The sequence below is a fragment of the Amycolatopsis sp. genome, assembly GCF_025464955.1.
GTDB lineage: Bacteria > Actinomycetota > Actinomycetes > Mycobacteriales > Pseudonocardiaceae > Amycolatopsis.
The window spans coordinates 1-19317 of sequence record NZ_JAODNM010000159.1; the positions used below are offsets into that span (position 1 = coordinate 1).

Annotated in this window: 18 protein-coding genes; 16 read left to right on the forward strand and 2 right to left on the reverse strand. The window is 69.5% G+C overall.

All coding sequences use genetic code 11. From position 1 onward, the window contains the following. Positions 1-52 precede the first annotated feature (52 nt). Entirely contained in the window at positions 53-559 is a 507-nt protein-coding gene (locus tag JWQ81_RS40575) for an inorganic diphosphatase (RefSeq protein WP_297550398.1), read from the reverse strand. A gap of 167 nt (positions 560-726) precedes the next feature. On the opposite strand from JWQ81_RS40575, the gene dacB reads away from it, so the two are divergent. The 13 genes from dacB to folK all read left to right on the forward strand — a co-directional run bounded on the left by dacB (position 727) and on the right by folK (position 14599). Next, the gene (dacB, locus tag JWQ81_RS40580; RefSeq protein ID WP_297550400.1) at positions 727-2883 is read left to right on the forward strand and encodes a D-alanyl-D-alanine carboxypeptidase/D-alanyl-D-alanine-endopeptidase; all 2157 of its coding nucleotides are present in this window, start codon (positions 727-729) and stop codon (positions 2881-2883) included. Positions 2884-2952: 69 nt separating this feature from the next. Continuing rightward, entirely contained in the window at positions 2953-3984 is a 1032-nt protein-coding gene (locus JWQ81_RS40585; RefSeq protein WP_297550458.1) for a zinc-dependent metalloprotease, read from the forward strand. Further along, entirely contained in the window at positions 3981-4982 is a 1002-nt protein-coding gene (gene tilS, locus JWQ81_RS40590) for a tRNA lysidine(34) synthetase TilS (RefSeq protein ID WP_297550402.1), read from the forward strand. The genes JWQ81_RS40585 and tilS overlap by 4 nt, the downstream gene beginning before the upstream one ends. A gap of 3 nt (positions 4983-4985) precedes the next feature. Further along, positions 4986-5546, forward strand: a complete 561-nt coding sequence (gene hpt / locus JWQ81_RS40595; RefSeq protein WP_297550404.1) for a hypoxanthine phosphoribosyltransferase — start codon at positions 4986-4988, stop codon at positions 5544-5546. A 226-nt stretch (positions 5547-5772) separates the two neighbouring features. Further along, positions 5773-6138 (forward strand): hypothetical protein, encoded by a 366-nt coding sequence (locus tag JWQ81_RS40600; RefSeq protein ID WP_297550406.1) that lies wholly within the window; start codon positions 5773-5775, stop codon positions 6136-6138. 23 nt (positions 6139-6161) lie between these two features. Further along, entirely contained in the window at positions 6162-7526 is a 1365-nt protein-coding gene (locus tag JWQ81_RS40605; protein WP_297550408.1) for a hypothetical protein, read from the forward strand. Positions 7527-7593: 67 nt separating this feature from the next. Then, positions 7594-8391: an ESX secretion-associated protein EspG gene (locus tag JWQ81_RS40610; RefSeq protein WP_297550410.1), complete on the forward strand. Its 798-nt coding sequence runs from the start codon at positions 7594-7596 to the stop codon at positions 8389-8391. 328 nt (positions 8392-8719) lie between these two features. Continuing rightward, positions 8720-9568, forward strand: coding sequence for an ESX secretion-associated protein EspG (locus JWQ81_RS40615; RefSeq protein ID WP_297550412.1), 849 nt, complete (start codon positions 8720-8722; stop codon positions 9566-9568). Positions 9569-9861: 293 nt separating this feature from the next. Beyond that, the gene (ftsH, locus tag JWQ81_RS40620) at positions 9862-12294 is read left to right on the forward strand and encodes an ATP-dependent zinc metalloprotease FtsH (protein ID WP_297550414.1); all 2433 of its coding nucleotides are present in this window, start codon (positions 9862-9864) and stop codon (positions 12292-12294) included. Beyond that, on the forward strand, positions 12272-12898 hold the full coding sequence (gene folE, locus JWQ81_RS40625; protein ID WP_297550416.1) for a GTP cyclohydrolase I FolE: 627 nt from the start codon (positions 12272-12274) through the stop codon (positions 12896-12898). The genes ftsH and folE overlap by 23 nt, the downstream gene beginning before the upstream one ends. A 47-nt stretch (positions 12899-12945) precedes the next feature. Beyond that, the gene (gene folP / locus JWQ81_RS40630; RefSeq protein ID WP_297550460.1) at positions 12946-13749 is read left to right on the forward strand and encodes a dihydropteroate synthase; all 804 of its coding nucleotides are present in this window, start codon (positions 12946-12948) and stop codon (positions 13747-13749) included. Beyond that, positions 13746-14111 carry a dihydroneopterin aldolase gene (folB, locus tag JWQ81_RS40635; protein WP_297550418.1) on the forward strand — a complete coding sequence of 122 codons (366 nt, stop codon included), beginning with the start codon at positions 13746-13748 and terminating at the stop codon, positions 14109-14111. The genes folP and folB overlap by 4 nt, the downstream gene beginning before the upstream one ends. After that, entirely contained in the window at positions 14108-14599 is a 492-nt protein-coding gene (gene folK, locus JWQ81_RS40640; RefSeq protein WP_297550420.1) for a 2-amino-4-hydroxy-6-hydroxymethyldihydropteridine diphosphokinase, read from the forward strand. Before folB ends, folK begins: the two co-directional genes overlap by 4 nt. Positions 14600-14628: 29 nt before the next feature. On the opposite strand, the gene JWQ81_RS40645 is transcribed toward folK, so the two are convergent. Next, the gene (locus JWQ81_RS40645; RefSeq protein ID WP_297550422.1) at positions 14629-15567 is read right to left on the reverse strand and encodes a MerR family transcriptional regulator; all 939 of its coding nucleotides are present in this window, start codon (positions 15565-15567) and stop codon (positions 14629-14631) included. 62 nt (positions 15568-15629) lie between these two features. Here JWQ81_RS40645 and JWQ81_RS40650 point away from each other — a divergent pair, with 62 nt between their 5' ends. The 3 genes from JWQ81_RS40650 (at position 15630) to JWQ81_RS40660 (ending at position 19271) form a co-directional block, all read left to right on the forward strand. Beyond that, positions 15630-16091 carry a DUF3180 domain-containing protein gene (locus tag JWQ81_RS40650; RefSeq protein WP_297550424.1) on the forward strand — a complete coding sequence of 154 codons (462 nt, stop codon included), beginning with the start codon at positions 15630-15632 and terminating at the stop codon, positions 16089-16091. A 69-nt stretch (positions 16092-16160) separates the two neighbouring features. Continuing rightward, a complete protein-coding gene (locus tag JWQ81_RS40655) occupies positions 16161-18047 on the forward strand; it encodes a DUF6779 domain-containing protein (RefSeq protein ID WP_297550426.1) in 1887 nt (628 codons plus the stop codon). Positions 18048-18170: 123 nt separating this feature from the next. Beyond that, the gene (locus JWQ81_RS40660; RefSeq protein WP_297550462.1) at positions 18171-19271 is read left to right on the forward strand and encodes a PrsW family intramembrane metalloprotease; all 1101 of its coding nucleotides are present in this window, start codon (positions 18171-18173) and stop codon (positions 19269-19271) included. Positions 19272-19317: the final 46 nt, after the last annotated feature.

The following is a 19317-nucleotide window of genomic DNA, read 5'->3' on the forward strand; positions in this document are numbered from 1 at the left end:
GCGGCGGTTTGCAACGGGCCGCAACACTCACCAGCCGGGAGCAGCGGGTCGGTCAGTGCTCGGCGGCTTCCTTGGCCAGGCGGTCGGTCTCGCGCTGGTAGGAGCGCTGGATCTCTTCCTCGGCGCCGACGCGGCCGGTCCACGAGGAGCCTTCGACGCTCTTGCCGGGCTCGAGGTCCTTGTAGACCTGGAAGAAGTGCTCGATCTCCAGGCGGTGGAACTCGTTCATGTGGTGGATGTCGCGCAGGTGCTCGAGGCGAGGGTCGTAGGCCGGGACGGCGATGACCTTGTCGTCCGGGCCCTTCTCGTCGGTCATCCGGAACATGCCGATCGCGCGGCAGCGGATCAGGCAGCCGGGGAACGTCGGCTCCTGGACGAGGACCATCACGTCCAGCGGGTCGCCGTCCTGGCCGAGAGTGTCGTCGATGAACCCGTAGTCGGCCGGGTACTGGGTGGCGGTGAACAGGGTGCGGTCCAGCTTGATGCGCCCGGTCTTGTGGTCCACCTCGTACTTGTTGCGTTCCCCTTTGGGGATTTCGATCGTGACGTCGAAGTCCACGATTTCCTCGCTGCTCTCATCAGGTACCCACGCATCGTGGGCGGCTCACCGTGATCCCGCTCTTGACCTCACTAGTGTGGACTACGTACCCCTGGTGAGTCGCACTGATGTCGGCTCGGCGGTATGTGAGTTTCGCCCCTGCCCGGGGCAGACAGAAGGAGCAGTGCGTGCCCGAGCAGGAAGAACCCGGCTGGCCGTCGGCCGATGAGGACTCGACGTCCGGACCGGCCTCCGACCAGGGATACAGCGTCCCTGACGGCGGCGCGACAGCCCAACTGCCTGTCCCAGGGCCGCCCCGGGGAGGCTCCGGCAACGGGCGCACCGACCGGCTCGCAGTGCCAAACGTCACGCCGCAACCGCGACCGGACGCCGAGACTTCCTGGTTCCGCCCGGCCCAGCCTGCCCAGCCGCCTGCCCAGCAGCAGCAGCCCCAGCGGCAATCTCAGCCACCGCAGCAACCTCAGCAGCAGCGGTCAGGCCCGCCAAGGCCTCCCCAGCCGCAACGGCCGTCGCAGCGCCCTGACCAGCGGTTCGACCAGCAGCAGAGCCAGCAACAGCAACAAGGCCGCCTTGACGACCCCCGCGGGCCGTTCCAGGCTCCGCCGGAACCGCGTCAGCAGCAGCGTCCTGACCAGCAGTATCCCGACCAGCAGTATCCCGACCAGCGCAGACTCCCGCAGATCCCGCAGTCGCCGCACGCCCTGCCGATGCGGATCGAACCGACCGGGGAGCTACACCCGGCGGAGGCGACCACCGGCGCCGATCGGGGCGTCCCGCGCACCCGGCCCGTCCCGCCGCCCGACCGGCCTGTCGAGCCCGAGCCCGAGCCCGAGCCCGAGTACGACCCCGACTTCGCCGACTACGACCCCGAGCCGGTAGCCGAGACGCACCACGAGGAGCCGGCGCCGCCTCCTCCTCCGGTCAAGACCAAGCGTCGGCGCAAGGGGCTGCTGATCGGCAGTCTGGTGGCGTTGCTGCTGGTCATCGCGCTCGGCGTCGCTGCCGCGCTGCCGCAGGTGTCCAATCGCCTGGGCCTGCCGTGGGCGCCCAACGCGCCGAAGGGCGACGAACCGGCGCTCGTCGCGGTCACCACGCAACTGCACGGCCCGCGGGACTCGTCGCCCGAGCCGCTCGCCGGGTCGGTAGCGTCGATCTTGAAAGGCCCCGCCGGAAGCTCCGACCTGGGTAAACTGACCGGCAGTGTCCTCGACGCGACGACCGGCACCGAGCTCTGGGACCGCAACGCCGGCACGGCGTTGACTCCCGCGTCCACCACGAAACTGCTCACCGTGTCCGCGGCGCTGCTCTCACTGGACCACGGCCTCCAGCTCACGACGAAGGTCGTCCAGGGCAGTCAGCCCGGCACGGTGATCCTCGTCGCCGGCGGTGACATGACGCTGAACTCGCTCCCGGCCGGGAAGGAGTCGATCTACCCCGGCTCCGCGCATTTCGACGACCTCATCGCGCAGGTCAAGAAGGCGAATCCCAGCGTCAAGAAGGTGCAGCTCGACCTGAGCGCATACGTCGGCCCGACGACCGCGCCGGGCTGGGACTCCAACGACGCGCCGTCGGTTTCGGCGACGAACCTGGTGCCGATCATGCTCGACGGCGGCCGCAACGACCCGACCGGCAACGATGTCTCGCGCGTCGCGAATCCCGCCACCGCGGCGGTGAAGGCGATGGCGCAGGGGCTCGGCGCGCAGTCGTCCGGGATGGCGAAGGCTCCCACCGGGGCCACGGTCCTCGGCGAGGTCAAGTCCGCGCCGCTGACCGAGCTCGTCGACACGCTCCTGACCAACTCGGACAACAACCTCGCCGACACCATAGGGCGGCAGGTCGCCATCGCGAAGGGCGACGAGCCCTCGTACGCCGGTGCGGTCAAGGCCACCATGGACGTGCTGAAGGAGAACGGTTTCGACCTCACTGGGGTGACGCTGCAGGACAACAGCGGGCTGTCCAGGTCGAACAAGATCCCGGCGAAGGTGCTCAGCTCGGTGCTGGCCGTCATCGCGGGCCCGGACGGGAAGGACCCCCGGACGGCGAAGCTCCGGCCGATCATCGCCGGGCTGCCGATCGCCGCGGTCAGCGGCACGCTCTCCCCGCCGCGCTACACCAAGTCGCAGAACAGTGCCGGCGCCGGCTGGGTGCGCGCCAAGACGGGCTCGCTGTCCAACGTCAACACCCTCGCCGGGGTGGTCCTCGACACCGACGGCCGGGTGCTGGTGTTCGCGCTGATGTCCGAGTCGTCGAACCCGGATCCGGGGCCCAGCCGCGACGCCTTGGACACCATTGCCGCAACCCTGCGAGGTTGCGGCTGCAGATAGCGGTCCTCTACGGGGAATGCAGGTAGCGTCGGAGGGGTGACTCAGGAAACGCAGGTAACGCCGAGGCCGCTGGTCGACTGGTCGGTCGCCGCGTCGACGGGCGCCTACCTGGTGCGCGGCGGGCCGGTCGTGCCCCGCGAGGAGGCCGAGAGGGCTGTCGCGGAGCTCCGTGAGCTGACCGTCGAAGCCGAAGGCCATGTCCGCGAGCTGACCGGCCTCGGCCTCGGCCTGCCATTGCTGCCCGGCGAGGTCGTCGACAGGCCGGGGTGGGTGCGCTCGGCGGCGTCCGGGCTGGACGCGCTGACGAGCAAGGCGCTGCCGCGGACGCAGATGGGCCCGCTCGGGCCGCTGCTGGCCGGTGGCGCCGGGATGCAGACCGGGGTGCTGCTGTCGTTCCTCGCTTCGCGGGTCCTCGGCCAGTACGACCCGTTCGCCGGTCCCGAGCGCAAGGGCAGCCTGCTGCTGGTCGCGCCGAACATCGTCGCCGCCGAGCAGGCGATGAAGGTGCCGGGGACCGAGTTCCGGATGTGGGTCTGCCTGCACGAATGCACCCACCGGCTGCAGTTCACCGCGGTCGGCTGGCTGCGGGACTACTTCTCGGACGAGGTCGAGCGGCTGGTCGGCGGGTTCGCCGGGGAGGACGCAGACGGCTTGTCCGATTTGCTCGGTCGCCTTCCCGAGACGCTCAAGCAGGTCGGGCGGGGCAAGGCAGGCAGCTCGGCCGGGCTCGCCGACCTGGTCCAGTCGCCGAAACAGCGGCAGATCTTCGATCGGCTGCTCGCGCTGTCCACGCTTCTGGAAGGGCACGCGGACTACGTGATGGACGCCGTCGGGCCTTCGGTCGTGCCGAGTGTCGAGATGATCAGGCAGCGCTTCACCGAGCGGCGGAAGGGCGGCGGGCTGTTCGACAGGCTCCTGCGCAGCCTCCTCGGCGTCGACGCGAAGATGCGGCAGTACGCCGAAGGCGCGGCGTTCACCAGGCACGTCGTCGACGCTGTCGGCATGGAAGGCTTCAACGCCGTGTGGACCTCTCCGAACACGTTGCCGACCAAGGCCGAGATCGCCGACCCCGCGAGCTGGGTGCGCCGGATCCACAAGTGAGCACTCGTCCGGCCCCGGCCGTCGCGGCCGTACGCCTGGCCGTCAAGCGGTTCGTTGAGGAACCCGGTGTCCAGGAGCGACTCGGCGGCGAGGTCTGCGTGGCGGTTTCCGGCGGGGCGGACTCGCTCGCTCTCGCCGAGGCGACGGCGTACGTCGGTCACCATCTCGGGCTGCGCGTCCGGGCACTCGTCGTCGACCATGCGCTCCAGGACGGCTCTGCGGACGTCGCTCGTACTGCTGCGGACACTTCGCTGCGTCTCGGCGTCGACAGCGCTGAAGTGCTCACCGTCGAAGTCGCGGGCGTAGGCGGGCCCGAGGCCGCTGCTCGCCGTGCCCGCTATGCCGCGTTGCGGGGAGCGCAGCCGACGCTGGTGCTGCTGGGCCACACCCTCGACGACCAGGCGGAAACCGTGCTGCTCGGCCTCGGCCGCGGCTCGGGTCCGCGCTCGGTGTCGGGCATGCGGTCGCTGGATCCTCCGTGGGGACGGCCGCTCCTCGGGGTGCCGCGGACGATCACTCGCGAAGCGTGTTTCGCGCTCGGTGTCGAGCCATGGCAGGACCCCCACAACGCCGACCCGCGCTTTACGAGAGTGCGTCTTCGCACGGAAGTGCTGCCGTTGCTCGAGGACGTCCTCGCGGGCGGTGTCGCGGCCGCATTGGCGCGTACGGCGGCACATCTGCGCGAGGACAACGAGGCGTTGGACACACTTGCCGCCGACCTGCTGACCCGAGCACGGGCGGAGGACGGCCTCGACACGGCGGTGTTGGCCACCGTCCCCGCGGCGCTCCGGCGGAGGACGTTGCGCAGGTGGCTGCTGGACGCGGGAGTCCGCGAACTCACCGATGGGCACCTGCGCGGGATCGACGCGCTGATCGCCGACTGGCACGGGCAGGGCGGCGTCTGGCTGCCCGGCCACTTGGAGGCCAAGCGGTGCCATGGCAGGCTCTCCCTCAGTTCACCCGACAGTTCACCCGAATCCACCACCAGAGGGGACTGAACCGTGTACGAAGGCGAGATCGCCTCCGTGCTCGTCACCGAGCAGCAGATCCAAGACAAAATCGCCGATCTGGCCACCCAGGTGGCCGCCGACTACGCGCCCGCCACGGACGCGAACTCCAAGGACCTCCTGCTGGTCGGGGTGCTCAAGGGCGCGGTCATGTTCATGACCGACTTCGCCCGCGCGCTGCCGTTGCCGACCCAGCTCGAGTTCATGGCCGTCTCGTCCTACGGCTCGGCCACCTCGTCCTCGGGCGTCGTGCGCATCCTCAAGGACCTCGACCGCGACATCGCCGGCCGTGACGTCCTGATCGTCGAGGACATCGTCGACTCCGGGCTGACCCTGTCCTGGTTGCTGAAGAACCTCGCCAGCCGCAACCCCGCCTCACTCGAGGTCGTGTCGCTGCTGCGCAAGCCCGAAGCGATCAAGGTCGACGTCCCGGTCAAGTACATCGGCTTCGACATCCCGAACGAGTTCGTCGTCGGTTACGGCCTCGACTACGCGGAGCGGTACCGGGATCTGCCCTATATCGGCACCCTCGAGCCGAAGATCTACACCCCGTAACGCCTCCTCCCACAGGTTAGGGTGAATTTCGGCGGACACGGCTTGCGAACGAGCCGGGGATTCGGGAACCCTGACCTGACCGAACGCGTCATAGGTCGGCGTCGAGTGCGTTAACCTATGCGAAGAGCCTGGGTTGAAACGCACGCCACGCGTAGGCCGATAAGGCTCCACAGACGTGATCGCCGCGTAGCCGACGCGGTGGTCGGGGGACAGGGAGAGAGTTGAGATGGGCAACAGCAGTGTGGCGGACGCCAACGCGTTCAAGAACGCGGCCGTAGCCGGCCAGGTGGCCGTCGATCCCGATGCCGCGCAGACGGTCTTGAACAAGATCCGCACCGGCAAGGACTCGGTTGAGGCACTGCTCCGGGGAGCCGGCGCGCTCGCGGAGGCACCCAAGCTCGGCGCGAACCCCGTCGGCCAGGCGATGGCGGCGAAGTTCTCCCAGCGGGCGGACGGCGGCGGCGACTCATACGCGGCCGCGCTCCAGAACCTCTACAACCAGTACGCACAGGCTGAGCAGGGCATCGTGTCGGCGATGGCGGCGTACAAGGAAGTCGACGAAGCCGGCGCCGACCCGTTCAACCACGCCTGAGTTACGAGGGGGAACTCGACATCATGACATCGAACAGCAGCGGCAAAAGCGGCTCGCCTTCGCTCGGCGACAACACCGCCAGTGTGGACATCGTCAACCAGGCCCGCGGCCGGTCCGACGGTTTCGAGGTCGGCGGCGACCGCGCGATCTCGAACCCGCCGAACTGGAACTACCAGGACAGCAACCAGCTTTACCAGGGCGCGGTCAACAACAACGACCCCGCCACGGCCGAGGCCACCGGCCAGGCCTGGGGGAAGCACGGCACTGAGCTCAGCCAGGCCTCCAACGACCTGTACAACGCCATTTCCGAGCTCGGCGCGGTGTGGGTCGGCGAGGGTGCGGCCGCCGCGCAGGGCGCGCTGGTCGGCATCGCGAACTCCGGCTCGCAGGCGTCGGAAGCCGCGCACACCATGGCCACCCGGCTGGCGCAGCAGGCCGCCGCGGCCGCCGAGGTCAAGAAGATGCCGGCCCCCAAGAACTACGACCCGGCCAGCGCGATGGCCGCGTCGCTCGCCGGCGGTCCCGCCGCCATGGTCGCCGACCAGAAGGCGCAGTCCGACGCCGCCGCCGACGTCAAGGCCCAGCAGGTCGCGTTCTTCAACGCGTACACGAAGTCGATGGCCGAGGTCGACAGCACGACCCCGAGTTTCGGCCCGGAATCGCTCGGCATGAAGCCGACCGCCGGCCACAACTCCGTCTCTAGCTACAGCAATGTCGGCGGAGTCGGTGCGGGCGGGATCGCCTCGGGTGGTCCTGGCGCCGTCGGCTCGGTCGGCTCGGTGAACTCGATGAACGGCCCCGCCGGCGTGCACGGCACAGCGGCTGCCGGTTCCTACGCACCGGACAGCGGCCACTTCGGCGCGTCGTCCTACGTCGCCCCTCCCGCCCCCGCAGCGGCTCCCGGCCTGGGTGCCGGTGGCGGTGCTGGTGGCGGCTCGTTCGCTCCGCCCGCACCGGTTTCCGGTGGCGCCGGCGGGGCCGGCGGGGCCGGTGGCAACATCGGTTCCGCGCTCGGCCTCGGTGTCGTGGGCGGTGGCCTCGGCATCGCCGGAAGCCGTGCGCTCGGCCAGGGCAACAAGAGCGGCAGCAAGGACGAGGACGACACCACGACCGCGGCGTCGAACAACAACCAGGCGCAGAGCGCGGCCTCGGTCGGCGGCCCGCAGCAGCAGGGCGTCGTGTCGGCGAGCGGCACCATCGGGGGCGGTTCCACGCCGCCGATGGGCGGCATGGGCGGTATGGGCGGCGGCGGGCACCAGCTGGAAGAGGACGAGACGCACACGCACGCGTCCTTCCTCATCGAGCCGGACCCGGACGACACCTTCGGTGCCAACGAGGCGACGCCTCCGCCGGTGATCGGCGCCTGGACCGACGACGACGACCGCTAGTCCTTCTTGCACACCCCGCGCGGCCCGGACCGGCCGCGCGGTCACGACCGGGCCGGGGGTAACACTGATGGCAGCCGGTGAGCTGCTCACGCCGCTCGAGCTGGACTTCCTGTGGGAGTCCGCCGGGCGGGGTGAGCTGCCGTACCCACTGCGGGCGAAATCCCATGGCGCGACCATGGAGGAGCGCTCGGTCCTGCGGCAGCAGACGCTCGGCACGTTGGGCCAGCGACGGCTCGCGGACTCCTCCGGGCGTCTCGAGCCCCACCTCGAGGAATTCTTCGAAGTGCTGGCCCTGCCCGAGTTCAGCCTCGACTCGGTGCAGATCAACGACCCGGGCGCCGAGCCGTTGCTCGCGGTGGCCGGGGTTCTGGGCGGCCAGGGCCTGCTGGCGGTGCAGGACGAACGCGGACTGCACCTGCAGCCCATCGCCACGGACGGGGTTGCCAGCGCCATCATCTCGCTGCTCCCCGGCGCGCCGCGGGGCACCGAGAAGTCCGTGACCGTGCCGCTGGAGCAACTGCTCTCCGGCTCGGGCGTGGACTTCATGCAGCGCCGCGGCCCGGCGGACAGCCAAGGCCGGGCCAGCACCGACGAAGACCGCAAGGCGCTGGCCAGGTTGCACGCCCAGCCGCGCCTGCGCGGTGGCCAGATCGGGGCCAACGCGCGCAACCGGATGGGCGGGAAGTCCCGGTCGCCGGTGCTGAGCTGGTTCGACACCGAAACCGGGCGCTACTTCACCCAGGCCTCCCGCGGCCACGACGGGCGCGACTGGATCACCATCGCCCCCGCCGACCCGGCGACGCTGCGCCACCGCCTTGGCGAGATGCTCGCCACTGCCGCCAACACCGGCGCCGGCGTCCGCTGACGCCGCCGCGCTGGTGTGACGCTGTGACGTGACGTGAAGGCCACCTTCACTGCGTAAGGCGCACTCAACTAGGCCTTCACAACATCCCTGCCCTACCGAGACTGCCTTCAGGAGCCCCAACAGTCACCAGCACCCACTCGCCCCGGTCCTTGCGGCTCTGGACAGAACCGACCACCCCGACCCCCTAAAGTTCCACGCAGTGGCCTTGAACGGCACTGCGAGGGTCGCCATGTCGTGGCCCCGAGGGGTCTTTTGACGGCGACCACTGCGGCGGACATGGCCCGTCAGGCGTTACGCTGAGCGAGAGAACCGATCTGGAGGGTTACGGGTGGGCACGCAGGAGTTCTTCACGCCGGTCGCGTTCGACTTCCTGTGGGAGTCGATGGAAATCGGCGAGCTGCCGTACCCACTGCAAGTCCGGTCGCACGGCGCGACGGAGGACGAGCGGGTGTCGCTGCGGCACCGGGTCCAGGCCGAGCTCAAGGCGCGGGGACTCCGCGACCACCACGGCCGCCTCGAGCCGCAGATCGAGGAGTGGATGACGCTGCTCGCGCGCGCGACGGTGTCGATCGACGCCCAGCACATCCCCGAGTTCCGGCAGCCGCCGATCGCGGTGCTCGCCGGCACCGACGGCCGCGCCGGGGTTATCGCGATCCAGGACGTCAACGGCATCTGGCTCCGGTCGGCTCCGGTCGACGGGCTGGTCTCCGCTGTCGTCGACGTCCTTCCCGCCGGTCGCCGCGGCACGGAGGCGTCCATCACCCTTCCGCTCGACGAGGCCCTGCATACCGCCCCGATCCGGGTCCCGGTGTCGGCGGGTGCCCAGCGGGAGGAGGCGCCGGCCGACAGCAAGCCGAAGCGTCGTGAACGCACCGAGCGCACCCCGCGCCCTTCGCTGAGCGAGCGGATCACCGCCGACCCCCGCGAGGCGTACGGCAAGCTCTCCGGCCAGCCTCGGCTGCGGGGCGGTCAGCTCGCCGCGAACAGCCGGAACGGGCTCGGCGGCAAGCAGCGGTCCCGCGTGCTGGCCTGGTTCGACACCGCGACCGGCCGCTATCTCAGTCTTTCCCGCGCCGGTACCGATGGCCGGGAATGGGTGACGATTTCACCCGCTGATGCGAAGACCCTGCGCACCCGGCTCGGTGAGATGGTCGCCACCGTCTCTGCCGGCCGGTAACCGTAGCTTCCTTGATAACAAGGCTCTCACCAGGTGAAATGCTCGACGCGCCGTAGTCGGCCGGTTGAGCTCGTCCGAGGTGGCACCAAGTGTCACGACGGCGAAACGGCTGCTGGGAACCCACGGGACGTATCGACCGTTGACCAGCGAGAGACTCACGGGGTGGCCGCTCGGACTGGGCGGTACCCTGGTGGGACGGGTGTCGAGTGCACCGCGAGTTGTCAAGATCGTGACGGCGGATATCACATCTACCGCCCAAACAGGGAGGGTCGAGGCCACCAGGGCCGAGTCGTATGGACCGGAAGCGCCTTCTCAAGAACCCACTGCTGTGGATCGCTGTCGCCGTTTTGCTGTACCTGGCGTTCAGCTCACTGTTTGACAGCAATCGTGGTTATACGCAGACACCCACTTCACAGGCTGTGCAGCAGCTCACCTCGGGCAACGTCAAAGAGGCGAACCTTGAGGACAAGGAGCAGCTCCTCAAGCTGTCGCTGAACACCAAGATCGACGTCGACGGCCAGCAGGTCGACCAGATCATCACGCAGTACCCCGCCGGCGCCACGCCGCAGATCTACGACGTGCTGATCAAGGCGACCAACAAGAGCGCCGGCAACCAGCCCATCAAGTTCGGCACCACGGTCAGCCAGCAGAGCTGGTTCACCCAGATGCTGGTGTTCATCGTCCCGCTCGGCATCCTGCTGCTCCTGCTGATGTGGATGATGAACAACGCCCAGGGCGGCGGCAACCGGGTGATGAACTTCGGCAAGTCCAAGGCCAAGCAGCTGAACAAGGACATGCCCAAGACCACGTTCGGCGATGTCGCCGGTGCGGACGAGGCCGTCGAAGAGCTGTTCGAGATCAAGGACTTCCTGCAGAACCCGGCGCGTTACCAGGCATTGGGCGCGAAGATCCCGAAGGGCGTGCTGCTCTACGGCCCGCCCGGAACGGGTAAGACGCTGCTCGCGCGAGCAGTTGCCGGTGAAGCGGGCGTCCCGTTCTACACGATCTCCGGTTCGGACTTCGTCGAGATGTTCGTCGGTGTCGGCGCCTCCCGGGTGCGTGACCTGTTCGAGCAGGCCAAGCAGAACTCGCCCTGCATCATCTTCGTCGACGAGATCGACGCGGTCGGCCGCCAGCGCGGCGCCGGCCTCGGCGGCGGGCACGACGAGCGCGAGCAGACGCTGAACCAGCTGCTCGTCGAGATGGACGGCTTCGACGCCCGCGGCGGGGTCATCCTCATCGCGGCCACGAACCGGCCGGACATCCTCGACCCGGCGCTGCTGCGGCCGGGCCGTTTCGACCGCCAGATCCCGGTGTCGGCCCCGGACATGCGCGGCCGCCGCGCGATCCTGGCCGTGCACTCCAAGGGCAAGCCGCTCGCGCAGAACATCGACCTCGATTCACTCGCCAAGCGCACCGTCGGCATGTCCGGCGCGGACCTGGCGAACGTGATCAACGAGGGCGCCCTGCTCACCGCCCGGCACAACGGGCACGTGATCACCGATGCCGCACTGGAGGAAGCCGTCGACCGAGTGGTCGGTGGACCCGCCAGGAAGGGCAAGATCATCTCCGAGAAGGAGAAGAAGATCACGGCGTACCACGAGGGCGGGCACGCGCTCGCCGCGTGGGCGATGCCGGATATCGAGCCGGTCTACAAGCTCACGATCCTGCCGCGCGGCCGCACCGGTGGGCACGCCCTGCTCGTCCCCGAGGACGACAAGGGCCTGATGACCCGCTCGGAGATGCTCGGCAGGCTGGTGTTCGCCATGGGCGGGCGCACGGCCGAGGAGCTCGTCTTCCACGAGCCCACCACCGGTGCCTCCAGCGATATCGAGCAGGCTACGAAGATCGCCCGCGCGATGGTCACCGAGTACGGCATGAGCGCCAAGCTCGGCGCGGTCAAGTACGGCCAGGAACAGGGCGACCCGTTCCTTGGTCGCTCCGCGGGCCGTCAGGCCGACTACTCGCACGAGGTCGCGCACGAGATCGACGAGGAGGTGCGCAAGCTCATCGAGACCGCGCACACCGAGGCGTGGCACGTGCTCAGCACCTACCGCGACATCCTCGACGAGCTGGTCATCGAGCTCCTCCAGAAGGAGACCCTGAACCGCAAGGACCTCGAGCGCATCTTCACCTCGGTCGAGAAGCGCCCGCACATCACCGTGTTCAACGAGTTCGGTGAGCGGACGCCTTCGGACAAGCCGCCGATCAAGACCCCCGGCGAGCTGGCGATCGAACGCGGCGAGCCGTGGCCTCCGCCGGAGCCCAAGCCGCTGCTGCAGCCGGTTCCGACACCGGTCGGCACCGTCCCCGGTGGCAGCGACCTGCCGGGCGGCCCGCCCTACAGCGCGCCCGACCCGAACGCGAACCCGTACGCGCCGCCGCCCGCGGGTGGTTACCCGAACGGCGGACGGTCCAACGGTGGCCCGAATGGTGCCGGGCACTGGCCGCAGGCTTACGGTGGGCAGCAGTCGACGGGCCAGTCCGGCGGCTACCAGGGTGGTCCGTCCGCCGGCGGCACCAGTGGCCCGCCGAACTACGGGGCACCTCCGGGATGGACGCCGGCGACCTCGCCGACGACGCCCGGCCAGCCTTGGCGCCCTCCGGGCAACCCGGCTCCGAACGAGCAGGGGTGGTTCGACGGTCAGGCCGGTGGTCAGCAGGACCAGGGACCGACCGAGGGGCAGCACCGGCGTGACTCGGATGGACAAGAAGACAAGAAGTAACGGCGAAGAGCCGGCCAGTCCGGGTGACCGGCCGGCCTTCGACGTCGAGCGGGCCGAGCGGGCCGTTCGCGAGCTGTTGATCGCCTGTGGTGAGGACCCGGATCGGAACGGTCTCATCGAGACCCCGGCCCGGGTCGCTCGCGCTTACCAGGAGATGTTCGCGGGGCTGTACGCCGAGCCTGATTCGGTGCTCGACAAGACCTTCGACGAGTCGCACGAGGAACTCGTGCTGATGACCGACATCCCGCTCTACTCGACTTGCGAGCACCACCTGGTCCCGTTCCACGGGGTGGCGCACGTCGGGTACATCCCGAATCCCCAAGGGCGCGTCACCGGACTGTCCAAACTGGCCAGGCTCGTCGACCTCTATGCCCGACGTCCACAGGTCCAGGAGCGGTTGACCTCGCAGGTCGCCGACGCGTTGGTGCGCAAACTGCAGCCGCGCGGTGCCATCGTGGTGATCGAGGCCGAGCATCTGTGCATGTCGATGCGCGGGATCCGCAAACCCGGCGCCCGCACCACCACGTCCGCGGTCCGGGGGATTCTGCAGGCGTCGGCGACCTCACGGGCGGAAGCTCTCGAGCTCATCAAGGGCCGCCGGTGACCGCAGCGACGGCCGCGGGGCTGCCCTCGCCCGGCCGGTGCGTGGTGATGGGCGTTCTCAACGTGACCCCGGATTCCTTCTCGGACGGCGGCAGGCACCACGAGGTCGACGCCGCGCTCGGGCATGCCAGGGCGATGTGGGCGCGAGGTGCGGACATCATCGACGTCGGCGGTGAGTCGACCCGGCCCGGCGCGTCCAGAGTGGACGTCGAAACCGAGATTTCCCGGGTGTTGCCAGTGATTCGCGAACTGGCGGCCGAAGGCGTCCGGCTGTCTGTCGACACCACGAGAGCCGCTGTCGCCGCCGCCGCGATCGAGGCCGGGGCGCGGATCATCAACGACGTCTCCGGCGGGCGGGCCGATCCGGATATGGGGAAGATCGCGGCCGAGGCCGGGGTGCCCTGGGTGCTGATGCACTGGCGAGGACACAGCAAGGACATGAACGCGCTCGCTTCGTACACGGACGTCGTCGCCGAAGTCCGGTCCGAGTTGCTGTCCAGAGTGGACGCGGCGCTTGCCGCCGGGGTCGCCGAGAGTGCGATCGTGCTTGACCCCGGGCTCGGGTTCGCCAAGAACGCCTCGCACGACTGGACGCTGCTGCAACGGCTCGATATGTTGCTGCGGCTAGGTTTTCCGGTGTTGGTCGGGGCCTCGCGCAAGCGGTTCCTCGGCCGGCTGCTGGCTGACGCGGATGGCGAGCCGAGGCCGTCGGACGGCCGGGACATAGCCACCGCGACCGTGTCCGCGCTGGCCGCGTCGGCCGGGGTGTGGGGCGTGCGCGTGCACGAAGTCGGCGCGTCGCTGGACGCGGTGGCCGTGGCCACCGCCTGGGAACGGGGAGGTGCGGAGTGAGCGATCGGATTACGCTGACCGGGCTGCGGGTTTTCGGCAGGCACGGGGTTCTCGAGCACGAGAAGCGGGACGGGCAGGAGTTCGTCATCGACATCACCGCGTGGCTCGACCTGGCGCCGGCGGCCGCGTCGGACGACTTGAAGCAGACACTGAACTACGGCGAGCTGGCCGAGCTCGCGGCCGGGATCGTGGCCGGCGAACCGTATGACCTCATCGAGAGTGTGGCTGGGAAGATCGCCGAAGAGGTGCTTGCGGACGGGCGGCTCGACGCCGTCGAGGTGACTGTCCACAAGCCGTCCGCGCCGATCACGCTGACCTTCGACGACGTCGCGGTGACCGTGCACCGCGAACGTCAGCGATGAGCCGCGCTGTCCTTTCACTGGGCTCGAATCTGGGGGACCGGCACGGTTTTCTCCGGCTCGCCGTCGACGGACTCCGTGACCGGCTGGTCGCGGTGTCGGGGGTGTACGAGACGAAGGCGTGGGGCGTGGAGGACCAGCCCGACTACCTCAACGCCGTCTGTGTTGTCGACGATCCCGATCGGGATCACTGGGCCTGGCTGCGCGCGGGTCAGGCCTTGGAACAGGCTGCCGGTCGGGTGCGTGAGCTGCGCTGGGGTCCGCGCACCCTCGACGTCGACGTGGTGACGGTGGACGCCGTACGGTCCGCGGATCCCGAGTTGCTGTTGCCGCATCCCGGGACCGCGGACCGCGCGACCGTCCTTGTTCCTTGGCTCGACATCGAGCCCGACGCCGTCCTCCTCGACCGCGGCCCGGTCCGAGCCCTCCTCGAGGCCCTCCCCGCCACCGACCGCGAAGGCGTCACCCTCCGCCCCGACCTCGCCCTCTGACCCGCAACTCGGCGGCGGATCGCGAATTTCTAACCGGCAGAAGCGCGGACGGCGTCGGCGATCCACTGGGCGGGGACGACCTGGCTGGGGAATGGCGGCCAGCCGTTGATCGCGCCGAGCAGGTGCCAATAACGCTCAGCGCGTGGGTCGGCGCCGCGGCTGAACTTCTTGACGAGGTCGAGCCGGAACGCGGGATCGTGCGAGTCGGTGCCTTCAGGGGCCGACGCCGCTGACATGTCGTCGGCGAGCGACCTGCCCTCCGGCGAGTCCGGTGACAGCCCGGCGTCGACGGCTTCCGAAGCCCGCGCGAACCAGCTTCCCCAGTCGCTCGGCGCCATCGAGCGTCCTTCTTCTTCGCTCTCGGCGTTGGTCTCGCTCAGTTGCCTGATCAGCGCCCGGAACTCCGGGTCGCCGATCAGCTCACCGAACTCGATCCACGCCTCGAGCTGTTCGGGGCTCGGGTCGTCCGGCAGCTCGGGCTTGGCCGAGCGCATCCGGGCCAGGAACTCCGAGTTGAGGTCCAGCCCCGCGATCATCTCGTCCCAGAACTCGTCGAGCAAACGTTTGCGTTCCTCGTCTGACATCGATGCCAGCTTGTTCATCAGTCTCACTTCCTCCAGTTCGGATCCCCGTTTGGCGACCGCACGCAACACCGACCGGCGGAGCTTGAGCCGCCGGATCTGCTCGTCGAGCGCGTCGACGTGCTGCCGGGCCAAGTCCGACACGCTCGCTTCACGCGACAGCGCGCGTTTCACGTCCGGGAGGCTCAGCCCGAGCTCGCGCAACGTCTTGACGAGCTCGAGCCGGGCCATCGCCCGGGTGTCGTACAGCCGGTAACCGGCGTGCGTCCGTTCGGTGGGTGGGAGGAGTCCCCCATCGGAGTAGAACCGGATCGTCCTGACCGGCAGCCCGGTCCGCTTCGCGAGTTCCCCGATGGTGAAAACCACCTCGACAGCCACGGATTTCATGATGAACCCTCCAGTCACTGGAGAGTCAACTATCGCAGGCGGTGATCGGTAACCTGGAGTCCATGCATTTCACCCGGCCCCGCGACCTGGTCATCGCCGGGCTGATCGGCTTCGGCATCGGTCTACTCGGCCTGCAGGCCTTCTACGACTCGCTGCCCGGACTTCCGCTGCTCGCCGGCGCGACGCTGTTCGTTCTCGCGGTGGTCGAGGTCATCATCGCCGTTTCGGTACGGGGCAAGATCCGTGACGGACGGGTGGTGGCAGCCCTGCCGGTGGCGAGGAGCGTGGCGCTCGCGAAGGCCTCTTCGGTCTTCGGCTCGCTGATGCTCGGCGCCTGGGGCGGGGCGCTGGTGTACCTCCTGCCGAAGCGCGACCTCCTCATCGCGGCCGCCGCCGACAGCCGCAGCGCCATCGTCGGCGCGGTGTCCGCGGCGGTGTTGGTCGCGGCGGCGCTGTGGCTCGAGCACTGCTGCCGCAATCCGGACACCGGAGAACGCGACGAGCCCCCGCGATCGACCGGTTAACGACGGAAAGTCACCGCTCGAGGTACCGACTAGGTCTCGTTCGGATTACTAGAAGGTACGGTGTTGGGCATGACTGGCGTGGGTGACGACTCGCGCGGCCGCCTAGCAGGCAGGCCGTGGCTCGTTGTCGGCTTCACACTCGCCATCGGCGCAACCCTCGCTCTGGTGCTCAGTAACGACCTCCGCTGGCTGCGTCTCGGCATCATCGCCGCGCTCTGGGCGGCCGTCATCGGCGGCTTCCTCGCAGCGAAGTACCGGAAGGACGCGGTGCACGGCGAAGACGTCGTCGCCGAGGCACAGGCCGTTTACGAGCTGGAACTAGAGCGCGAGATCGCCGCCCGGCGCGAGTACGAGCTCGAGATCGAGAGTGATGCAAGGCAGCGGGCCGACGAGGACTCCCGCGACGAGCTCGACGCCTTGCGCGCCGAGGTCGTCGCGTTGCGGGACAGCCTCCAGTCGCTGTTCGGCGGCGAAGTGCTGCTGGAGCGGGTGGCGCTGACCGCGCAGGCGACCCGGATGCGGTCGGTCGGCGAAGACCACCGCCTGGTCGCCTCGTCGGACGCCAAGGCGAAGCAGGCTCCCGCGCAGCTGCCCGCGGGCAAGCGCGCCGGTGATCCGCCCGAGCCGCGCACCGAACTGATGGACCGCGTGCTGGCGCCCACCTCGGACGACAAGCGCCGCAAGGTCCAGGCGAACCAGACGGCCAGCCAGACCACGCAGTACAGCCCGATCACTCCGGCCGTCCGGGTCAAGAAGCCCGACGACAACGGCCGCCGCCCGCAGGGAGACGTCGCCGGGGTCGCCCGCCCGATCAAACCCGCGGCCGACAACAGCCGCGCGGAGGCCACCCGACGGCAGCAGGCGCCCGTTGAACAGCGTGTTCAGCATCCGCCGACAACGACCGCGAAGCCCGCCGACCGGCCCACGCCGGAACGCCGCCAGCCGGCCGCCCCCGCCATGCCGTCTCCGGTCAAGCCGCCGCAGCCCGCTGCCGCGAAGGCCGCACCCGTGTCGTCGACCCGCAAGACCGACCAGGTCGAGCGCCAGCCCGACCGGCCGCGCTCGGAACCGGAGTTCACCAGGCCCGCGCTCGACCAGGTCGGACGCGCGGCCAGCTACGTACCCACGCCTTCGAAGCCGGTCGAGCAGGAGCCGCTGCGCGCGGCCGAGCCCGAGTGGCAGCCCGCCTGGAGCAATGGCCAGAGCAACGGGCACAGCAATGGCAGCAGCAACGGCAATGGCAGCAGCAACGGGAATGGCCAGAGTTATGGCCACGGCAGTGCGAACGGGAACGGACACCGGGAGCGTCCGGCGAGCGATCTCAGCGCCGCGTTCGGCAGCCGCCGGGACATCCAGCCGGTGCCCGCGCCGGTCGCCGAAACCTTGAACTCGCGCCACGGCGCACACCGTGGTGGTGACGCGCTGGGTCTGCCCGATGTGTCGCGTTCGGCCCCCGATGTCGTCGCGCCGGAACCGGTTGTGGCGAACGACACGCCCCTGAATTCGACGCTGAATTCGGCGTCCGGTTCGGGGCAGTCGCGGCCCGGTGGACGCCGTCGCCGCGCCGAGGACGATGACGCTCCGGTCGTCGAGTCGGCCGCCCCGGTCAGTGGTGGCCGTCGCCGTCGCCCCGACGGCGAGCCGCCGTCCTGGCAGCCGGAGTCGTCCTACGAAAACGGCTCAAGGCACTCCGGCAACGGTGCGACGAACGGTTCGACCCATTCGACGAACGGTTCGTCGGCCCACACCCCGAGCGGTAGCCACTCCCTGCCGGACGTCGGCGAGTCGGCTCCGCGCAACGGCACGAACGGCTATCGGTCCGCCCACGGCGCTCGCGCCGCCGAGCCGGAGCCCGAAGCCGGTTCGCACGCGGCAGGGCGTTCGGTCACCGAGCTTCTCGCCGCCCACGGCGCAGGCGAATCGACGCCTCGGCGCCGGCGTCGGGCCGAGGATTAACGAGCTCTTAAAGCGGGCGCTCGACGGGTTTGTCGGACTGCCTGCGTAGGGTGACCGCTCGTGAGGGGATCCACCACCACAGCGACGGGCCCCAACAGCGGCCCCCTGCCACGCCGGATCACCGTGCTGCTGCCGGTGGTCGCGTTGATCGTGGTCGCGCTCTGCGGGCTGCTCCTGTTCGGTCTGGCCACCGCGAAGGTCGGCGTGCTCGCCGTGGTCATCGGGGTGGTCGCGGCGCTGGTCCCGGTCGGGCTGGTGGTCGCCGCATTCCTCTGGATCGACCGCTGGGAGCCGGAACCGGCCAAGATGCTGCTGCTGGCGTTCGTCTGGGGCGCCTGCATCGCCACCGTCACCGCGCTGCTGATCAACAGCACCGCGGAGGCCGTCGGAGACCTGCTCCTCGGCAGCGGCAACGGCAACAAGCTCAGCGCGCTGGTGTCCGCGCCGCTGGTCGAGGAGGCCGCGAAAGGCGCGTTCGTGCTGATCGTGCTGTGGCGGCGCCGCGAGGAGTTCGACGGCATCGTCGATGGCATCGTCTACGCCGGGTTCAGCGCGGCCGGGTTCGCCTTCACCGAGAACATCTACTACTTCGGCCGCGCGTTCGCGGAGTCCGGGTTCGGCAACGGCACCAGTTCCGGGGTGCTCGCCGCGTTTGTCCTCCGCGGGCTGCTCTCGCCGTTCACCCACCCGCTGTTCGCCGTGATGACCGGGATCGGGATCGGTTTCGCCGCCAAGACATCCAGCCGGCAGCTCCGGATTCTGGCACCGCTGGGGGGTTATCTCGCCGCGGTCTGCCTGCACGCGCTGTGGAACGCCGCGGCCATCCTCGGTGGCGCGAAGACCTTCCTCAACGTCTACTTCCTGATCATGGTGCCGCTGTTCATCGGGGTGTTCTCGGTGGTGCTGATGCAGCGGCGGCGCGAGCAGCGGATCGTCGCGGCGGCCTTGCCGCAGATGGCCGCCGCGCGCTGGATCGCACCGTCGGAGGTCGAGCTGCTGGCCAGCCTGTCCGGTCGCCGTGAATGGCGTAAACAGGCGCGCAAACAGTCAGGCAGGCAGGCCGCGCGGGCGGTCGGGCAGTACCAGTCCAGCGTCACCGAGCTGGCCTTCCTGCGGCGCAACGACGTCCACACCGAGGATGCCAAGCGCCGCCAGGACGAACTCCTGAACGTGCTCAGAGCGTCACGCGCCGAAGCCGTCCGGCTGGCGGAAAACGGGGGCTAACCCCCGGCAGGGTGACTCACTACGGGTGAAGCTCATCACGGGAGCG

What these genes read in the sequence shown, in the direction of transcription:
- JWQ81_RS40655 (WP_297550426.1), top strand. Translation starts at nt 16,161, where the DNA reads ATGACTGGCGTGGGTGACGACTCGCGCGGCCGCCTAGCAGGCAGGCCG.
- folE (WP_297550416.1), top strand. Translation starts at nt 12,272, where the DNA reads ATGGACAAGAAGACAAGAAGTAACGGCGAAGAGCCGGCCAGTCCGGGT.
- JWQ81_RS40610 (WP_297550410.1), top strand. Translation starts at nt 7,594, where the DNA reads ATGGCAGCCGGTGAGCTGCTCACGCCGCTCGAGCTGGACTTCCTGTGG.
- folK (WP_297550420.1), top strand. Translation starts at nt 14,108, where the DNA reads ATGAGCCGCGCTGTCCTTTCACTGGGCTCGAATCTGGGGGACCGGCAC.
- folP (WP_297550460.1), top strand. Translation starts at nt 12,946, where the DNA reads ATGGGCGTTCTCAACGTGACCCCGGATTCCTTCTCGGACGGCGGCAGG.
- JWQ81_RS40600 (WP_297550406.1), top strand. Translation starts at nt 5,773, where the DNA reads ATGGGCAACAGCAGTGTGGCGGACGCCAACGCGTTCAAGAACGCGGCC.
- JWQ81_RS40645 (WP_297550422.1), bottom strand. Translation starts at nt 15,567, where the DNA reads ATGAAATCCGTGGCTGTCGAGGTGGTTTTCACCATCGGGGAACTCGCG.
- JWQ81_RS40650 (WP_297550424.1), top strand. Translation starts at nt 15,630, where the DNA reads ATGCATTTCACCCGGCCCCGCGACCTGGTCATCGCCGGGCTGATCGGC.
- ftsH (WP_297550414.1), top strand. Translation starts at nt 9,862, where the DNA reads ATGGACCGGAAGCGCCTTCTCAAGAACCCACTGCTGTGGATCGCTGTC.
- JWQ81_RS40605 (WP_297550408.1), top strand. Translation starts at nt 6,162, where the DNA reads ATGACATCGAACAGCAGCGGCAAAAGCGGCTCGCCTTCGCTCGGCGAC.